Here is a 17,167-nt window from a genome sequence, read left to right on the forward strand (position 1 = left end):
AGCTCATTTTGTGATCTACCTCAGAGATTAAACAAGAATTTACTTGCACTAAAAATTGATTAGAGGATAATAATTATCAATTATATCTATAGGCAAATGCAGTAAATCAAGGAGATGCGCATGTGTTTTTCCCGTTGGTCTCAATCTGTTCTTTTTAGTTTTATGCTTCTGTTTTCAGCATTTACCCACGCAGAAGATAACTATCAGCAATGGGTACAAGACATTGAAAATCGCTTGGATAAAACCGCCGCACTTTATGCCGAAAATAAAGTCGATGAGGCTCGTACCGAAGTCCAAATGGCTTATTTTGAAGTGTTTGAAAATCTTGAAGGGCCGATTCGCATTAACTTTTCTGCCCAAAAAAGCTATCAAATGGAAGCCACCTTTGGTGAAATTCGTAAAATGATTGGTGAAAACCAGTCGCAAGAACAAGTCAAAGCGAAAATCGATGGTCTTAAATCTGCGTTACAAGAAGTGCTTCCTTCTTTAAAAGAGGGGCATCAACTTAACGCCTCCGCGCAACATGGCGTATATGAAAATCAAACTATCGCCCCGCATTGGCAAAAAAGCTTTAAAACTATCGATGATTTATTAGCCCAAGCCATGACGGCGTATGAAGCGAAAGATTACGCAACCGCCAAAAAACTGGTGCAACAAGCGCAATACGATGGGTATAAAAATTCCGAAATGGAAATGTCCATTCGCCAAAATCGTTCCGCTGCCATTTCCGGCAACCTTAATCAACAGTTTTATGATTTAATCAAACTGAGCGAGCAACCGGATCAAATCAGCAATTTCGGTTATCAAATCACGACGTTATTACAAGACGTTGAAGAGCAACTGCCTGACTTACCAACCACCCGTGATACACAAGTGGAACAGCCGGCTAATCAAACTATCGCGGATACCACGCAGGACAAAGACTGGTCGCAGGTTAGTGCACAAGTGAATGCAGGTATTCAACAAGCCATCAGCTTGTACGAGCAAGGCGAAGCCAAAAAAGCCATGTTAGCAGTGCAAGATACCTACTTTGACATTTTTGAAAGCACTGGCATGGAAAACAAAGTGGGTTCCCGCGACAGCAATTTCAAAACCCAATTAGAAGGCTATTTCACCCGTTTGGTGAGCTTAATGAAAGCCGGCGCAGAGAAAGAAAAGTTGCAAGAACAAGCGCAAGGATTAAGCCAAGGTTTAAGCCAAGCTGTCGCCATGTTACAAGGTGGAGAACAAACCGACTGGAGTATGTTCCTCTACAGCTTATTAATCATCGTGCGTGAGGGCTTAGAAGCACTACTCATCGTGGCGGCTATCGTGGCGTATTTAGTGAAAAATAATCATCAAGACAAACTGCCGGTTATTCGCCAATCCGTCTATGTGGCATTGCTTGGTAGCGTCATTACTGCCGTGATCTTCCAACTCATTTTCTCAAATTCCGGTGCCAGCCGTGAATTATTGGAAGGTTTCACTATGATGATTGCGGTGGTAATGTTGTTCATGATGAGCTATTGGTTGCTTTCAAAAGTCGAAGCACAGAACTGGAAACGTTATTTGGAAGGCAAACTCTCCACCGCATTAACCGCCGGCTCACTTATTGGCTTATGGCTCACCAGTTTCTTAGCAGTATATCGTGAAGGCGCAGAAACCGTGTTGTTTTATTACGCGCTCGTTGGCGATGCCAAAAGTGCGGTCAGTTACGCTTATCTTTTTGCCGGCTTTGCCGTAGGTGTTGTGATTTTGGCCATTTGCTATTTTATTATGCGCTACACCGTGGTGAAATTGCCGCTTAAACCGTTCTTTATGTTCACCGGTTCATTCATGTATTTAATGGCATTCGTGTTTGCCGGTAAGAGTGTACTTGAGCTGATTGAAGGCAAACTCTTTGAACCAACCTTAATCTCCGGTGTACCGGAAATTTCATGGTTGGGGATCTATCCTTATGTAGAAACATTGGTTCCGCAGGCTGTCTTGTTGGTGGCTGCTGTTTTTGCATTCATTTATATGAAGTACGAAAGCAGAAAATCTGCTTAATGTCGCACAAGCTATACTTATTCAGTTAAGGAGAAACTAAGTATGAAAAAAACATTAATCGCCACCGCACTTTTAGCCGGCATGATCACCGCACCGGCAGCCTTAGGCTTTAAAGAGTTCCCTGTGGGTGAACCGGTCACCATGAACGAAATGGAAATTGCCGCCGTGTATTTACAACCGGTTGACATGGAACCACGTGGTATGGGCTTGCCGGCAGCGAAATCCGATATTCACTTAGAAGCGGATATTCATGCCACCAAAGGCAACAAAAATGGTTTCGGTGAAGGCGAATGGATGCCTTATCTCACCATCCAATACACGTTGGTAAACTCCGATACCGGTGAAAAACAAGAAGGCACCTTCATGCCAATGGTGGCAAGCGACGGTCCTCACTATGGTGCAAACATCAAAATGATGGGCGTGGGTAACTATAAATTAACCTATCACATTGACCCACCACCAAAAGCGGGTATGCACCGTCACACCGATGAAGAAACTGGTGTTGGTCGCTGGTGGAAACCGTTTGATGTTAACTATGAATTCAAATTCACCGGTTTGAAATAAGCCTTTCAGGTGTTAACAAAAACAAAAAATAAAACACCTTGAGGCATATCAAGGTGTTTTTGTTTATGTTGACGCATAATGAAAGGACTTTTTAAAACGTGTCTTCCTCCAAAACACCGAGGAAGCCAAAGACTAAAAATAGGTGACACCCTCTCTTTCAATTTTCAGAGTAAGCTATGAACTATTTCTTTGTTTTTCTTATTCAAACCCTGCTCCCGTTTTCTTTACTACTGGCGTGTAGCTGGGCGCCGTATCCTCACGCTAATCGCAAAAAATTGGTATGGCTTGCCATTCTCGGGTTTATCATCGGCAGTGTCATCACATTAAGTTTGCCCAATACGCAAAGTGTTAAACTCACCCTCGCCATTTTTAGCCTCGGTATCTTCCTCTTTGCTTACGTTTTTCAATTTATTCATTGGCAACGTTTAACCACGCTTTGGCATGTCATGCTCGCCGTATTAGCCGGTAGTTTTTGGGCTAAAGATCCCAACATCGCCGCCATCACCGGCACCGATGTCATCAACACGGATTTCTTATTACACATCAGCGCCATTGCACTCGGTTTTATTTTCTGTTTAGTCGTTGCCGGCTGGTGTGAGATTTTATTTGCGCAAAGTAAAACATCGAAAAAAACGACCGCACTTCGCCTCCTGCTCACCACGGTACTCACCCTCATTTTAGTCACGCCACTCCTTGGCGATGTATTACTGATTTTGATGAAATTGCAAGTCATCGAACTAACCAAAGTGCGGTTAAGTTTTGTGGCAAAATCCGGCAATATCACCACGTATTTAAACTACATTAATGCGGCTATTCTTGCCATTATCGTCCTTATTTTTGCGTTAAATATTCATCGACCACGCGTGCGCACAGCCAATAACGAACAACAACCTATCGAAAAACGCAAAGCCCTTGCCGCCAAACGCACTTCCGGCAAGATCATCGGCTATGGCATAACGGCAATTTTCATTATGCTCGCCACGCAACTTTATTGGGACAGAATCGCGTCTCAGCCGCCACGACTTTCCGAAGCCCAAAGAGTCACTTTAGACGCGGAAAACAACGTACACATTCCAATCGAACAAGTAAAAGACGGCAAATTACACCGTTTTCTTTGGGTTGCCGACGATGGCAAAGCAGTACGCTTCTTCATTATTAATCGTCTGCCTGACAAACTCAGTCTTGCTGCCGTATTTGATGCCTGTATTTTATGTGGCGACCAAGGTTATGTCATGGAAGGCAACCAAGTGGTATGCGTAGGTTGTGGCGTCCGTATGTTTACCCCTTCCATCGGTAAACCGGGCGGTTGTAATCCGGTACCGATTGATAATTGGAAACAAACAGAGACGGAAGTCATTATTAATAAGAAAAACTTGGAAGATGGCTTGAATTACTTTACGACCATCATTGAAATTGAAGTGGTGGATCCCGTCAATGGTAAGAAATTGACTAACACCAAAACAGAATTCAAATACAACCATGAAGGCAGAACCTATTTCTTCACGGATGAAAAGAATTTAAATCTGTTCCGCGATAATCCGGAAGCCTATTTAAATAAAACTAATGAAGCCTCAAGCGCCAAGGAGGAAAAATAATCATGTTAGCGCGTATGTTATTTCAATCTTGGCGTTATGGGCTAAAACGCAAGCTTCTTGCCATTGTTACCATTTTCCTCGCTGCCGGTTTGATTTCCGCCTTGCTCGCCGTGTCCATCGACATTGGCGACAAAATGGCAAAAGAGTTGAAATCTTACGGTGCCAATATTTTGGTAGAACCGGCTAGCAGTGCCGTTTTGCCGGATGATGTCAGCGGTCGGAGTTCCCTTGCTACGCAAGATTTCTTAGATGAAAAAGAACTGCCGAATGTGAAAGACATTTTCTGGCGCAATAACATTGTGGGGTTTGCGCCCTTACTCAGTGCGCAGGTAAAAGCCAGCGTGGCTAATGGTGCAGAAAAGGATGTGAGCATCCTCGGGACGTTTTTTGATCATAATATTCCTGTGCCGGATGAAGAGGATTACCACACCGGGCAAAAAATCATCAGTCCTTATTGGCAAGTAGAAGGCGAGTGGGTGGATGATGCTACTGATGCTTTCGGTGAACAAATTCCTGCCCTACTCGGTGCCCAGCTTGCCAAACAACAGCAATGGAAAATCGGTGATGTGATTACCTTAAGTTATCAGACGGAAGAACACGCACCGCAACAACACATGACCGCTATCGTAAAAGGCATTGTTAAAACCGGTGGCACAGAAGAACAACAATTGATTTTGCCGTTAAGTGCGGTGCAAAATTTACTTGGATTAGAAAGCAAGGTACAGGCGATTAAAGTCTCCGCGCTCACCGTGCCGGAAAATGATTTATCCCGCAAAGCCCGCGCCAATGTGGACGGTTTAGCCGCAGAGGAATATGACCGTTGGTATTGCACGGCCTACGTTTCCTCCATTTCCCATCAATTAGAAGAAGCGATTTCCGGCGCGATTGTTCGCCCGATTTGGCAAGTTGCGGCTTCTGAAGGCGTCGTCATTGAGAAAATTCAATTATTACTCGCTGTCGTCACCCTTGCCGCCCTGATTGCCGCTGCCATGGGCATTGCCTCATTAATGACCACTACCATTATCGAACGCAGCAAAGAAATCGGCTTAATGAAAGCGCTCGGTGCCTATCAATGGCAAATCGTCTTGCTGTTTTATTGCGAAGCCATCATCAGCGGCTTAATCGGCGGTATCTTAGGTTGCATTGCCGGTTGGGGCTTAGCACGTTTTATCGGTGCCACATTATTTGGTGCGCCACTCAGCTTTGCGTGGGTCGTGATCCCTTGTGTCTTGGTGATTTCCGTCTTAATCGCCGTGATCGGCGCTTGGTTCCCGGCACATCGTATTGCCCGTCTTTATCCTATCGAGGTGCTTTATGGCAGACAATAAACCTATCAATATGTTTTGGCGCTTGGTGTTACGCGCCTTGCGTCTGCGCTTGCAACGGGTATTCATCATTTTTGCCGCGCTTACTGTGGGCGCAAGCATTGTCACCGCAATGGCCGCAGTGTACTTCGATATCAACACCAAAATGAGCCAAGAATTGCGTACCTTTGGCGCCAATTTTTATATTGGCCCCAGCAACGGCAATTTAATCAAAGTGGATCAAGTGCAACAGATCCTTGACCAAGCACCAAAAGGCTTAATCACGGCGGCAAGCCCCTATTTATATGGCGTGACACGTAGTGATTTGGAGAAAATCGTAATAATGGGCGTGTGGTTTGAAGACATGAAAACCCTTGCGCCTTATTGGCAAATCACGGGCAATCCTATCGGGGTAAACTTCGACGAACGCAACGCCATGATCGGAAAAACTCTCGCGGAACGGCTTAATTTAAACGTGGGCGATAAACTCACGTTAAGCCTGAACTCCGTGGATAAACACCAGTTCAATATTAAAGCCATCGTAGAAATGGGCGATGCCACCGACAATATGTTGATCGTGAGCCTGGATTTTGCACAAAACTGGTTAGAAAAAGAAAACTTGGCGACCAACGTATTGTTAAACGTCAAAAACGATCAAGGCCAAGTGGATCAATTCGCCCAACAGTTACAACAACAGTATCCCGATTTAGACATTCATCCGATCCGCAAAGTCTCCGCCTCCGAAGGGCAAATTTTAGATAAAATCAAAGGCTTGATGGGCTTGATTTCTGTGGTAATTTTGATTTTAGCTACCCTTTGCGTGAACACCACCTTAATCGCTATTGTGGGTGAACGGGCGAAAGAATTTGCGTTGCAAAAAGCTCTCGGTGCGAAAAGCCGCGACATCATCAAACAAATCGGCGCAGAAACCTTGATTATCGCCCTTTGCGCCATTGTATGCGGCTTAATCATCGGCTATCTATTAGCACAGGTGCTCGGCTTAACCGTATTCAAAGCCTATATTGATATGCGCCTGCCGGTGATTCCGATTACCATCACTTTATCCTTATTAGTGGCGTTTATCGCGGTTATCGTACCGACCCGCCGCGCTTTAGAGATTCAAACCGCCAACGTATTAAAAGGGGAATAACATGGCTAAACCAGTCATTGAAACACAGCATTTATACAAAAGATTCGGCCAAGTGACCGCACTTGAAGACATTAATATTCAAATTGCCGAAGGTGAATTCGTCTCTATCATGGGCGCCTCCGGTTCAGGTAAAACCACATTAATGAATATTCTCACCGGCTTGGATACTGCAACCGAGGGCAAAGTGATTTTAGACGGTGTGGATGCCGCACAACTGGACGAAACAGGCAGACAACGTTTTCGCGCGGAAAAAATCGGCTTGGTGTTCCAACAATTTCACCTCATACCCTATTTAACCGCGCTTGAAAACGTGATGCTGGCACAACATTATCACAGCGTGGTCGATGAAGCCGCCGCCAAAGCAGTATTAGATCAAGTGGGCTTGGCGCATCGCATGAATCACCGCCCAAGCCAACTTTCCGGAGGGGAACAACAACGGGTGTGTATTGCGCGCGCCTTAGTGAACCAGCCACCGGTCATTTTTGCCGATGAACCGACAGGTAACCTCGATGAGACAAATGAGCATTTAGTGTTGAATTTACTCACGGAATTAAACCGGCAAGGGCGTACGATCGTCATGGTGACCCATAACCCGGACTTAGGCAAACTCACCAACCGCATTATTTACTTGCAACACGGCAAATTATTGCGTGAGGAAAAAAATGCTGGCTAATTTTCTTCGTTTTCTGGGGATAAGTGCGGTCGTTTTTTTCAGCGTTTCCTGCAAAGAAGAATCCGCGCAAATCGGTCAACCCGCACCAGAAATTGCCGCCTTCGATCTGCAAGGCAATAAAGCCTCGTTAAGCGACTGGCAGGGCAAAACCGTGCTCATCAACTTCTGGTCGGAAACCTGCGGTGCCTGCATTGCGGAATTAAGAACCTTGCAGCAATGGGCGGAAAAATACCCGAACCAAGTGCAACTCGTCGCCATGAATATCGACGGCGAAAAGGCCGATACACAAGCGATTGTGACCAAACGACAACTCACCTTGCCGATATTTAAAGATCAAATGAAAATTACGGCAGAACGTTACCAACTTGTCGGCACACCAACCTCTTTCGTGATTGACCCAAGCGGCAAAGTAATATATAAATTCGAGGGTTTACTCCCTGAAGAGGAACTACAACGTCTCTTTACCCCAACGAAAATCAATTAAGGAAAATCATGAAAATTTACTCTACTATACTCTCTCTTATTGCATTAAGTGCAATTTCAAGCGTTCATGCGGAAGGCAATATTGAACACGGACAAAAGATTTTTAACCGTTCATGTGCACTTTGCCACGGAAAACAAGCTGAAAAATCAGCGATGGGACAATCTCAAATTGTGAATACGTTCTCCCAAGAGAAAATTATTAGCTCACTTCAAGATCGTAAAAGCGGAAAAATTGAAGGTCCCGGCAATCGCGTGAAAGAAGGATTAAGCGAACAAGATATGCAAGATGTTGCGAGTTATATCCAGACCCTCAAACAATAATGGAAGTGCGGTGAATTTTAGCGCTATTTTTCATCGGAATGCATTCGCTAAAATAGGCATTTTGCTTTAGAATCACCGCCTCCCTTTTTTCAAGAGATTATTATGTCGATTACATTATCAACCAAACAAAAACAGTATTTAAAAGGCCTTGCACACCATTTAAGCCCGGTGGTGATGTTAGGCGGTAACGGATTAACCGAAGGGGTATTGGCGGAAATTGATTTATCCCTCAACCACCATGAGTTAATTAAAGTGAAAATTAGCGGGTCCGATCGTGAAACCAAACAACTGATCATCAATGCCATTGTGCGTGAAACCGGTGCGGCTGAGGTGCAAACGATAGGACACGTGTTAGTGTTGTATCGCCCAAGTGAAGAACATAAAATTTCACTGCCACGCAAATAACTTAACCTTAAAATAAACAAGCAATAAAAAATCAGCCCCTTAAAAATAAGAGGGCTGATTTTTTTAGAAAAACAAATTAAAGTGCGGAAACGTTCAAACGAGAACCGCCTACGATGCGTACACGTGCGCCAGGAACAAGATTCGCTTCGGCTTTTTGCACCACAACGATTTCTTTACCGTCATCTTTCTTAATCACCATTTCAAGCGCACTAACTTGGCTGGCTTTTTCTTCGACTTTGCTACCAATGACCGCACCGGCAACCGCGCCTACCGCCGTCGCAATGGCTTGACCTGTACCGCCACCGATACCGGAACCGGCGATACCGCCGATAGCGCCGCCACCAATGGTACCAAGCACACCTTGATTATCTGCTTGAATTTTCACCGGACGGGTGGAAACAATGGTACCGTAGCTAATTGAACGCGCTTCTTTTGCTTGATCGCCAGAATAGACGTTACCGCCATAAATGTCTTCATTGGCACAACCCACAAGAGTTAAGCTCATTAGCACAGCGAATGCAATTTTTTTCATAAATGCTCCTTAAATACTGGATTAATTGTTACGTCGCCTTATTCATAAAGCGAGGCGACTCATTTTAGTAAAATCGTTTCATACAATCAAACCGCACTCACGATTTGTTTAATACTGTATGGATGAACCTTAATGCAAACATGATTACAGTGCTTATCTGCAAAACTGATCGCCACCGATAAATTGGCCAGTTTTTCACCATCCGCCTTCGGTTCGCTCGTTTTGACTTTCAACTCCGCCGATTGGTTCCGTAAAAACAAATTTTTTATACGGGTGAACCATTCTGCCTCACTTTCCCCCGTTAAAAACGGCACCACCACTTCAATATGCTCCCAGCTTTCCTGTGGATAAAATTTATCCTTCGGAAATGGCAACTCCACCACCTCAATTGCCTGTCCGGCAAGGTATAACGGTTGCGTTAAGGCAATTAAATAAATGACTCGACCATTCACCACATTATCACTTAATACCGAACCATAGTTTAATAATAATGCTAACCAGTCATGGGCTTTCTGATCAGAATTCACACGCAATGACAGATGATCGATTTCATATTGGCTAAGATCTAAATGAATTTCTGCAGCAAACGCCTGAATTTTTTGTTCAAAATCCTGAAAATCAGCCAAAAGTGCGGTCTGATTTTGAAACATTTCGTGGGGCAAATGACACGACATAATTTTCCTTTTTGGCTTTTCTGAAAAGTGAAAGAACGGTATTATATCCGTTATTTTTATCCCTCAAAAGAATTTAAGGTTCAGCCGTGAATATTCAATCTATTTTATCTGAAAAAATTAAACAGGCGATGATTGCAGCCGGTGCCGACGCACAATGTGAAGCCCTCGTTCGCCAATCAGGCAAAGTGCAATTTGGTGACTATCAAGCTAACGGCATCATGCCCGCTGCCAAAAAATTGGGATTAAACCCACGTGAATTTGCGCAAAACGTGTTAGATAAAGCCGACTTACAAGACATTGCAGAAAAAACGGAAATTGCCGGTCCGGGATTTATTAACATTTTTCTAAAAGACACTTGGCTTGCAGACAACATCAACCGCGCTGTACAAGATCCGAAATTAGGTGTACACAATCCGGAAAAACAAACGGTCGTGGTGGACTATTCCTCTCCAAACGTTGCCAAAGAAATGCACGTGGGACATTTGCGTTCAACCATTATCGGTGATGCCGTCGTACGTACACTTGAATTTTTAGGTAACCATGTTATCCGCGCTAACCATGTGGGCGACTGGGGGACTCAATTCGGTATGCTGATTGCCTATTTGGAAAAAATGGAAAACGAACATGCCAGCGAAATGGAATTGAGCGATTTAGAAGCCTTTTATCGCGCGGCAAAAAAACATTATGACGAAGATCCGGTATTTGCCGAGAAAGCCCGTAATTATGTGGTGAAATTACAAAGTGGCGATGAATATTGCCGTACCATGTGGCAAAAACTGGTGAAGATCACCATGCAACAAAACCAACACAACTACGATCGTCTCAACGTGACCTTAACAGACAAAGATGTGATGGGTGAAAGCTTGTATAACCCAATGTTGCCGAGCATTGTTGAAGATCTGAAAAAACAAGGCTTGGCCGTAGAAGATGACGGCGCATTAGTGGTTTATTTGGATGAATTCAAAAATAAAGACGGCGACCCAATGGGCGTTATTGTACAGAAAAAAGATGGCGGTTTCCTTTACACCACCACTGACATTGCTGCCGCTAAATACCGTTACGAAACCTTAAAAGCTCACCGTGCATTAGTCTTCTCCGATACGCGCCAAAGCCAACATATGCAACAAGCTTGGCTGATTACTCGTAAAGCAGGCTATGTGCCGGACAGTTTCCAACTAGAACACAAAAACTTCGGCATGATGTTAGGCAAAGACGGTAAACCGTTCAAAACCCGTAGTGGTGACACCGTAAAACTGGCCGATTTATTAGATGAAGCCATTGAACGTGCAGGCGTATTAATTTCGCAAAAATCCACCGCACTTTCTGAGCAAGAAAAAGCGGATGTCATTGAAGCTGTTGGTATCGGTTCGGTGAAATATGCGGACTTATCAAAAAACCGCACCACGGATTATGTGTTCGACTGGGACAATATGTTGAGCTTTGAAGGCAACACGGCGCCTTATATGCAATATGCCTACACCCGTATTCGTTCGATTTTCAATCGTAGCCAAATTGCCCTAAGCGAAGTGGAACAAGCCAAATTAAGTATTACTGATGAAAAAGAACGTGCTTTGGCAATCAAATTATTGCAATTTGAAGAGGCCGTTCAAGTGGTTGGAAAAGAAGGTACACCGCATGTACTTTGCGCTTATTTATACGAATTAGCCGGCGTATTCTCTTCCTTCTACGAGCATTGCCCGATTCTGAATAACGACGATCAGCAAGTAAAACTCAGTCGCTTAAAACTGGCGTTGTTAACAGAAAGAACGCTAAAACAAGGATTGGATTTACTCGGTATTAAAACTGTCGAGAAGATGTAATCTCACATAACAACCTCAAAGGGGCTTGTGAAAACCGGTCACCGTTTTATTTTCATATCACTATTTTAGTAAATCGTAGCGTGCAACTTGTTGCACGAAATGAATAACGCGCTTGACGGTTGATAATACGTTGGTTGAAAAAACACTCGCCAAAATCACCGCACTTTAGTTCGTTCCGTGATTGATTCTGTCGTGCATCAAGATGCACGCTACGCAGGAAATCATAAATCGTAGCGTGCAACTTGTTGCACGAAATGAATAACGCGCTTGACTGTTGATAATACGTTGGTTGAAAAAATACTTCCAAAAATTACCGCACTTTAGTTCGTTCCGTGATTGATTCTGTCGTGCATCAAGATGCACGCTACGCAGGAAATCATAAATCGTAGCGTGCAACTTGTTGCACGAAATGAATAACGCGCTTGACGGTTGATAATACGTTGGTTGAAAAAACACTCGCCAAAATCACCGCACTTTAGTTCGTTCCGTGATTGATTCTGTCGTGCATCAAGATGCACGCTACGCAGGAAATCATAAATCGTAGCGTGCAACTTGTTGCACGAAATGAATAACACGCTTGACGGTTGATAATATGTTGGTTAAAAAAATACCTCCAAAAATTACCGCACTTTAGTTCGTTCTGTGCTTGGTTTGGTCGTGCATCAAGATGCACGCTACGCATTATTTGGATCTATACGCATAGCGTATGGTTTTTATAGTCGGACTTTGGCTGGCTATAATAAAAAAGCCGATCTTAAGAAAACTTAAGATCGGCAATCAGCAAAATGCTTATTACAAGCTTGCTGTCTCTATTATTTTTTTAGAACCAACACCACGGAATCACCGGCAACTACTTCCCCAGTTTTCTTCTCAAGATGATTAATCTCATCCATATTGGAAATCACTACCGGTGTTAATACGGATTTCGCTTTGGCTTCCAAGAGAGGAAGATCTAACTCAATCACTGTGTCGCCACGTTTAACGGTTTGACCTTCTTGCGCCACACGGGTAAAGCCTTCACCTTTTAATTCTACGGTATCAATACCAAAGTGAACAAATAACTCCACGCCTTCTTTGGATTCCATGGAAAACGCATGATTAGTTTCAAAAATTTTACCAATCACACCATCTACCGGCGCAACTAATTTATTGCCGGTCGGGCGAATAGCAATGCCATCACCAACAATCTTTTCAGAAAAAACGACATCCGGCACATCTTCAATATTCACGATCTCACCGGAAAGTGGTGCATAGATTTCCACTTCAACTGCTTTCTTCTCTTTTGAGCCAAATAGTTTGTCAAATAAACCCATTTTAATCATCTCCTGAAGTTTGAAATTTAGTCGTATTTTAGCTTAAAAAGCCTAATTTGTATTTAATTTAATGCTTTTTCTGCTAAAAAATCAATCACTAAACGTTCGATTTCTGCCGCAGTCGGTTGTTGTAACGCCTTTTCTGCCAGTAATTTTGCGTCTTGATAATTAACGTTACGAATTAATTTCTTAATCCGCGGCACAGAAATCGCACTCATACTAAATTCATCTAGCCCCATTCCTAACAACAAGACAGTAGCACGTTCATCGCCGGCTAATTCACCGCACATTCCCGTCCATTTTCCTTCCGCATGAGAAGCATCAATCACTTGTTTAATTAAACTCAGTACAGACGGACTCATTGGGTTATATAAATGAGAAATGAGCTCATTGCCACGATCTACGGCTAACGTATATTGGGTTAAATCATTTGTACCAATACTAAAGAAGTCCACTTCTTTCGCTAAGAATTTGGCATTCACCGCAGCGGATGGCGTTTCCACCATCACACCGATTTGGATATTTTCATCAAAATCTTTGCCTTCATTGCGTAATTCAACTTTTAATTCTTCAATGACGGATTTCAACTCACGAATTTCTTCTACAGAAATAATCATTGGGAACATTACCGCTAACTTACCGTAAGCTGAAGCACGCAATACTGCTCTTAATTGCGCATTTAAAATTTCGCGACGATCTAACGCAATACGAATAGCACGCCAACCAAGGAATGGATTCATTTCTTTCGGCAAATCCAAATACGGCAATTCTTTATCACCACCAATATCCATGGTACGCAATATCACCAAATTGCCATTCATGGCTTCCACGACGTCTTTGTAAGCGATAAATTGCTCTTCTTCTGTCGGCAGTTGATCGCGATCCATAAACAAGAATTCCGTGCGGTATAGCCCCACCCCTTCTGCGCCATTGCGCTCCGCACCTTCGATATCACGAATGGTACCGATATTCGCAACCACATCCACACGGTGTCCATCTAGCGTTAATGCCGGCAAATCTTTTAACTTCGCCAACTCAGCTTTCTCATCGGCTAATTTCGCTTGCAATGCTTTTAAACGCTGAATGTCTTCTTGGGAAGGATTGACATAAACCACATTATTTAACGCATCCAGAATTAAAAAATCACCGGTATTTACCAACTCGGTAACATTGTTCGTCCCAACAATTGCCGGTAATTCAAGGGAACGCGCCATAATGGAGGTATGTGATGTGCGACCACCGATATCCGTCACAAAACCTAACACCTTATCTAAATTTAGCTGTGCTGTTTCAGAAGGCGTTAAATCATAGGCAACTAAAATCGCCTCTTCATTAATTTCACCTAAATCAACGATGTGCATGCCTAAGATATTTTTAATTAAGCGATTGCCAATATCACGAATATCACCGGCACGCTCTTTTAAATACTCATCGTCGATTTCCGACAAAATGGCGACTTGCTGATCAATCACCACATTCGCCGCCACTGCCGCATTCACATGATTTGAACGAAGATAATCAATGATTTCCTCTTCCAGCTCTTCATCTTCCAAAATCATTAAATGCCCTTCGAAGATGGCAGCTTTTTCTTCGCCTAAAGATTGATAAGCACGCTCTTTAATTGAGTTTAACTGCTCTACAGCCGCCTCACGTCCTGCGTAAAAACGCGCGATTTCTTCCTCGACTTGGCTGTCTTTAATCTTTTGCATATCCAGTACAATTTTTTCTTCTTTAAGCACAAGTGCTTTACCAAAAACAATGCCTGGTGAAGCCGGAATTCCTGAAATCATAGTTACCTTCTATAAAAAATCTATCCTAAAACTCAAATTGATTAAAAATCAATCATTCTTAAAATAAAGCAAAAGCCATGACCTGCTACATCGCCTCTTTAATCATAAAGAAAGATTGCCGCAAATCATGGCTTGGTTATTATTCTAAGGTTGGAATTAATGCCACAAGATGTTCAACAGCTTTTTCTGCATCCTCACCTTCTGCAGAAATCGTAATCACGGTACCTTGCGTGAGCATCAACGTTTGTAATTTAAACAAACTTTTTGCACTGGCACTTTTACCGGCTGAAGAAACCGTAATATCAGAAGCAAATGCTTTCGCTTCTTTAACGAATTGTGCTGCCGGACGCGTATGCAAACCATTAGGTGCAGTGATTTCAACATCTTTTGAATACATATGAGTTTCCTCTAAAAAATTAATTGAATCCGATAAGTCCATTTAGCATTTTGATGGAATCTTGTCTAAAAAGACTAAAATAAATGCGCCGTAGTATCCTGATAATCGCTCCATTACGCAAGGCGATTTCAATAAAAATTTGAACTGGATCACAAAAAAACGACGTCAAAGTTTAATTTATTAACCAAAATTTAACAAGGTTTTGAGCAAAAGAAGTGGCTGACATTGACTTATTCAACAGAAAAATGGCGCTGCGATTTCATTTCTTTTTTACTGCTGAGTAAACGATGATAATTTTCATAGCGAACAGCACTGATTTTGCCTTCTTCTACCGCCTGACGTAAGGCACAGCCGGGATCATTTAAATGCTTACAATCACGAAACTTACAAGTCCCCAGCACGGCTTGGAATTCTCGATAACCTTTTGTAATCTGCTCATCTTCCAAATGCCACAAACCAAATTCACGGATACCCGGTGAATCAATTAAACTGCCACCTTGCGGTAAATGATACAAACGGGAGGAAGTTGTGGTGTGTTGCCCAAGGCCCGAAGTTGAACTAATTTCTCCGACCAACGCGTCCACCTCCGGCAAGACAGCATTAATCAAACTGGATTTTCCTACGCCGGATTGTCCTACAAAAATAGACACGCCATCCGATAAAAGTGCGGTCAGTTTTTCCAGATTTTTTTTATTCTGCGCGGAAACCATCAGCGTTTGATAGCCAATATCACGATAAATTTTCAGCTGTGAATCCACGTCTTGCCATTGTTCTTCCGTCAACATATCGGCTTTATTCAACACAATAATGGATTCAATGTTGGCTTCTTCGCACACCACCAAATAACGATCAATAATATTCAGCGACAAACTCGGCAATACGGAAGAAATGATGATAATACGATCAATATTGGCCGCAATAACTTTAATGCCGTCATAATAATCCGGACGGGAAATTTCATTTTTACGCGGATGAACCCCTTCAATTACGCCGCTCACCCCTTGCAATTGTTCATTGCCTTGCCGCCAAATCACGCGATCGCCCACGACAACACTCGCCAATGTGCGACGCAAGTTACAACGAAAAATCTCGCCTTGCGCATTTTCCACATCCGCATGACGGGCATAGCGCGTGACGACCAAACCCTCCTGCGAATCGCCCAGCATATCATCCTGCCAATCAATGTCTTTCTTCTGATGGCGATGTAATACCTTATTATTATTGGATTGAATTCGGCGTTTTTGATTTTGCGTTAATTTGGGTTTACTCATACAAAGTGCGGTCGTTTTTTATAGCGTTTTTCGCTAGAATAAGGAAAATTTTCGCATAGGATACCTTATATAATGACATTAGATAAACAAAATCTGATCTGGATTGATCTTGAAATGACAGGCTTAGATCCGGAAAAAGAACGCATTATTGAAATTGCAACCATTGTGACCGATAAAAATTTAAATATTCTTGCCGAAGGCCCTGTTATAGCCGTCCACCAATCTGATGAATTACTCAATAAAATGAGCGACTGGTGCGTAAAAACCCACACCGCCAATGGGCTGGTTGAACGTGTTAAAAACAGCAAATTAACCGAACGCGCGGCAGAATTACAAACCTTGGATTTTCTCAAAAAATACGTTCCCAAAGGGGTCTCACCGATTTGCGGCAACAGTGTGGCGCAAGACAAACGCTTTCTCTTCAAATATATGCCGGAGCTTGCAGACTACTTCCACTATCGCCACCTTGATGTCAGTACATTAAAAGAATTAGCTGCTCGCTGGAAACCGGAAATTCTGGACGGCTTTAGTAAACAAAACACCCATTTGGCGTTAGACGACATTCGCGAATCCATCAAAGAACTCGCTTACTATCGCGAACATTTTTTAAAGATGGACTAAATCGACGAATATATAAACAAGTAAATCATTTTCCTGATTTTATGCTTGCACTGCCTAAAAATATTCGTATAATGCCGTCTCATTCATTTGATGTGAATGCGGGAATAGCTCAGTTGGTAGAGCACGACCTTGCCAAGGTCGGGGTCGCGAGTTCGAGCCTCGTTTCCCGCTCCATTCTTAACATCAACTCTCTGCGGGAATAGCTCAGTTGGTAGAGCACGACCTT

17 protein-coding genes and 1 tRNA gene are annotated in these 17,167 nt (G+C 43.1%); 12 read left to right on the forward strand and 6 right to left on the reverse strand.

All coding sequences use genetic code 11. The annotated features are described in order from the left end of the window. Positions 1–120 precede the first annotated feature (120 nt). The 9 genes from HMPREF9065_RS01965 (at position 121) to yhbY (ending at position 8,523) form a co-directional block, all read left to right on the forward strand. Positions 121–2,028 (forward strand): FTR1 family iron permease, encoded by a 1,908-nt coding sequence (locus HMPREF9065_RS01965; protein ID WP_033002684.1) that lies wholly within the window; start codon positions 121–123, stop codon positions 2,026–2,028. A gap of 42 nt (positions 2,029–2,070) precedes the next feature. Continuing rightward, the gene (locus HMPREF9065_RS01960) at positions 2,071–2,592 is read left to right on the forward strand and encodes an iron transporter (RefSeq protein WP_006718557.1); all 522 of its coding nucleotides are present in this window, start codon (positions 2,071–2,073) and stop codon (positions 2,590–2,592) included. Positions 2,593–2,768: 176 nt separating this feature from the next. Continuing rightward, complete coding sequence (locus tag HMPREF9065_RS01955) at positions 2,769–4,187, forward strand: Fe-S-containing protein (protein WP_021616722.1); 1,419 nt, start codon at positions 2,769–2,771, stop codon at positions 4,185–4,187. 2 nt (positions 4,188–4,189) lie between these two features. Then, the gene (locus HMPREF9065_RS01950) at positions 4,190–5,515 is read left to right on the forward strand and encodes an ABC transporter permease (RefSeq protein WP_021616723.1); all 1,326 of its coding nucleotides are present in this window, start codon (positions 4,190–4,192) and stop codon (positions 5,513–5,515) included. Then, entirely contained in the window at positions 5,502–6,641 is a 1,140-nt protein-coding gene (locus HMPREF9065_RS01945) for an ABC transporter permease (RefSeq protein ID WP_021616724.1), read from the forward strand. Before HMPREF9065_RS01950 ends, HMPREF9065_RS01945 begins: the two co-directional genes overlap by 14 nt. 1 nt (position 6,642) lies before the next feature. Next, positions 6,643–7,314 (forward strand): ABC transporter ATP-binding protein, encoded by a 672-nt coding sequence (locus HMPREF9065_RS01940; protein ID WP_021616725.1) that lies wholly within the window; start codon positions 6,643–6,645, stop codon positions 7,312–7,314. Beyond that, on the forward strand, positions 7,304–7,798 hold the full coding sequence (locus HMPREF9065_RS01935) for a TlpA family protein disulfide reductase (RefSeq protein ID WP_021616726.1): 495 nt from the start codon (positions 7,304–7,306) through the stop codon (positions 7,796–7,798). Before HMPREF9065_RS01940 ends, HMPREF9065_RS01935 begins: the two co-directional genes overlap by 11 nt. A gap of 8 nt (positions 7,799–7,806) precedes the next feature. After that, entirely contained in the window at positions 7,807–8,118 is a 312-nt protein-coding gene (locus HMPREF9065_RS01930; protein WP_021616727.1) for a c-type cytochrome, read from the forward strand. Between the two features lie 102 nt (positions 8,119–8,220). Then, complete coding sequence (gene yhbY / locus HMPREF9065_RS01925; RefSeq protein ID WP_021616728.1) at positions 8,221–8,523, forward strand: ribosome assembly RNA-binding protein YhbY; 303 nt, start codon at positions 8,221–8,223, stop codon at positions 8,521–8,523. Between the two features lie 76 nt (positions 8,524–8,599). Here the strand turns inward: yhbY and HMPREF9065_RS01920 are convergent, their stop codons facing one another. Together HMPREF9065_RS01920 and HMPREF9065_RS01915 are read right to left on the reverse strand one after the other, a co-directional pair. Continuing rightward, entirely contained in the window at positions 8,600–9,055 is a 456-nt protein-coding gene (locus HMPREF9065_RS01920) for an outer membrane lipoprotein (RefSeq protein WP_021616729.1), read from the reverse strand. An 86-nt stretch (positions 9,056–9,141) separates the two neighbouring features. Beyond that, the gene (locus tag HMPREF9065_RS01915) at positions 9,142–9,729 is read right to left on the reverse strand and encodes a VOC family protein (RefSeq protein ID WP_033002687.1); all 588 of its coding nucleotides are present in this window, start codon (positions 9,727–9,729) and stop codon (positions 9,142–9,144) included. A gap of 86 nt (positions 9,730–9,815) precedes the next feature. On the opposite strand from HMPREF9065_RS01915, the gene argS reads away from it, so the two are divergent. Then, a complete protein-coding gene (gene argS / locus HMPREF9065_RS01910; RefSeq protein ID WP_021616731.1) occupies positions 9,816–11,549 on the forward strand; it encodes an arginine--tRNA ligase in 1,734 nt (577 codons plus the stop codon). Positions 11,550–12,361: 812 nt separating this feature from the next. Here argS and crr read toward each other — a convergent pair. From crr to rsgA, 4 genes are all read right to left on the reverse strand, one after another. Next, entirely contained in the window at positions 12,362–12,862 is a 501-nt protein-coding gene (gene crr / locus HMPREF9065_RS01905) for a PTS glucose transporter subunit IIA (RefSeq protein WP_033002689.1), read from the reverse strand. 62 nt (positions 12,863–12,924) lie between these two features. Then, positions 12,925–14,652 (reverse strand): phosphoenolpyruvate-protein phosphotransferase PtsI, encoded by a 1,728-nt coding sequence (ptsI, locus tag HMPREF9065_RS01900; RefSeq protein WP_021616736.1) that lies wholly within the window; start codon positions 14,650–14,652, stop codon positions 12,925–12,927. A gap of 139 nt (positions 14,653–14,791) precedes the next feature. Next, on the reverse strand, positions 14,792–15,049 hold the full coding sequence (ptsH, locus tag HMPREF9065_RS01895) for a phosphocarrier protein Hpr (RefSeq protein WP_033002691.1): 258 nt from the start codon (positions 15,047–15,049) through the stop codon (positions 14,792–14,794). Between the two features lie 230 nt (positions 15,050–15,279). Continuing rightward, the gene (rsgA, locus tag HMPREF9065_RS01890) at positions 15,280–16,320 is read right to left on the reverse strand and encodes a small ribosomal subunit biogenesis GTPase RsgA (protein ID WP_021616738.1); all 1,041 of its coding nucleotides are present in this window, start codon (positions 16,318–16,320) and stop codon (positions 15,280–15,282) included. A 72-nt stretch (positions 16,321–16,392) separates the two neighbouring features. On the opposite strand from rsgA, the gene orn reads away from it, so the two are divergent. After that, positions 16,393–16,941, forward strand: a complete 549-nt coding sequence (orn, locus tag HMPREF9065_RS01885) for an oligoribonuclease (RefSeq protein WP_021616739.1) — start codon at positions 16,393–16,395, stop codon at positions 16,939–16,941. Positions 16,942–17,039: 98 nt separating this feature from the next. After that, positions 17,040–17,115, forward strand: a tRNA-Gly gene (locus tag HMPREF9065_RS01880). Positions 17,116–17,167: the final 52 nt, after the last annotated feature.

The sequence above is a fragment of the Aggregatibacter sp. oral taxon 458 str. W10330 genome, assembly GCF_000466335.1.
GTDB lineage: Bacteria > Pseudomonadota > Gammaproteobacteria > Enterobacterales > Pasteurellaceae > Aggregatibacter.

Bases quoted from the DNA above. Each gene is read 5' to 3' on its own strand.
- HMPREF9065_RS01960 (WP_006718557.1), top strand. From the start codon at position 2,071: ATGAAAAAAACATTAATCGCCACCGCACTTTTAGCCGGCATGATCACC.
- orn (WP_021616739.1), top strand. From the start codon at position 16,393: ATGACATTAGATAAACAAAATCTGATCTGGATTGATCTTGAAATGACA.
- HMPREF9065_RS01945 (WP_021616724.1), top strand. From the start codon at position 5,502: ATGGCAGACAATAAACCTATCAATATGTTTTGGCGCTTGGTGTTACGC.
- HMPREF9065_RS01950 (WP_021616723.1), top strand. From the start codon at position 4,190: ATGTTAGCGCGTATGTTATTTCAATCTTGGCGTTATGGGCTAAAACGC.
- ptsI (WP_021616736.1), bottom strand. From the start codon at position 14,652: ATGATTTCAGGAATTCCGGCTTCACCAGGCATTGTTTTTGGTAAAGCA.
- HMPREF9065_RS01920 (WP_021616729.1), bottom strand. From the start codon at position 9,055: ATGAAAAAAATTGCATTCGCTGTGCTAATGAGCTTAACTCTTGTGGGT.
- crr (WP_033002689.1), bottom strand. From the start codon at position 12,862: ATGGGTTTATTTGACAAACTATTTGGCTCAAAAGAGAAGAAAGCAGTT.
- HMPREF9065_RS01955 (WP_021616722.1), top strand. From the start codon at position 2,769: ATGAACTATTTCTTTGTTTTTCTTATTCAAACCCTGCTCCCGTTTTCT.
- HMPREF9065_RS01915 (WP_033002687.1), bottom strand. From the start codon at position 9,729: ATGTCGTGTCATTTGCCCCACGAAATGTTTCAAAATCAGACCGCACTT.
- HMPREF9065_RS01940 (WP_021616725.1), top strand. From the start codon at position 6,643: ATGGCTAAACCAGTCATTGAAACACAGCATTTATACAAAAGATTCGGC.
- ptsH (WP_033002691.1), bottom strand. From the start codon at position 15,049: ATGTATTCAAAAGATGTTGAAATCACTGCACCTAATGGTTTGCATACG.
- HMPREF9065_RS01935 (WP_021616726.1), top strand. From the start codon at position 7,304: ATGCTGGCTAATTTTCTTCGTTTTCTGGGGATAAGTGCGGTCGTTTTT.
- HMPREF9065_RS01930 (WP_021616727.1), top strand. From the start codon at position 7,807: ATGAAAATTTACTCTACTATACTCTCTCTTATTGCATTAAGTGCAATT.
- rsgA (WP_021616738.1), bottom strand. From the start codon at position 16,320: ATGAGTAAACCCAAATTAACGCAAAATCAAAAACGCCGAATTCAATCC.
- yhbY (WP_021616728.1), top strand. From the start codon at position 8,221: ATGTCGATTACATTATCAACCAAACAAAAACAGTATTTAAAAGGCCTT.
- HMPREF9065_RS01965 (WP_033002684.1), top strand. From the start codon at position 121: ATGTGTTTTTCCCGTTGGTCTCAATCTGTTCTTTTTAGTTTTATGCTT.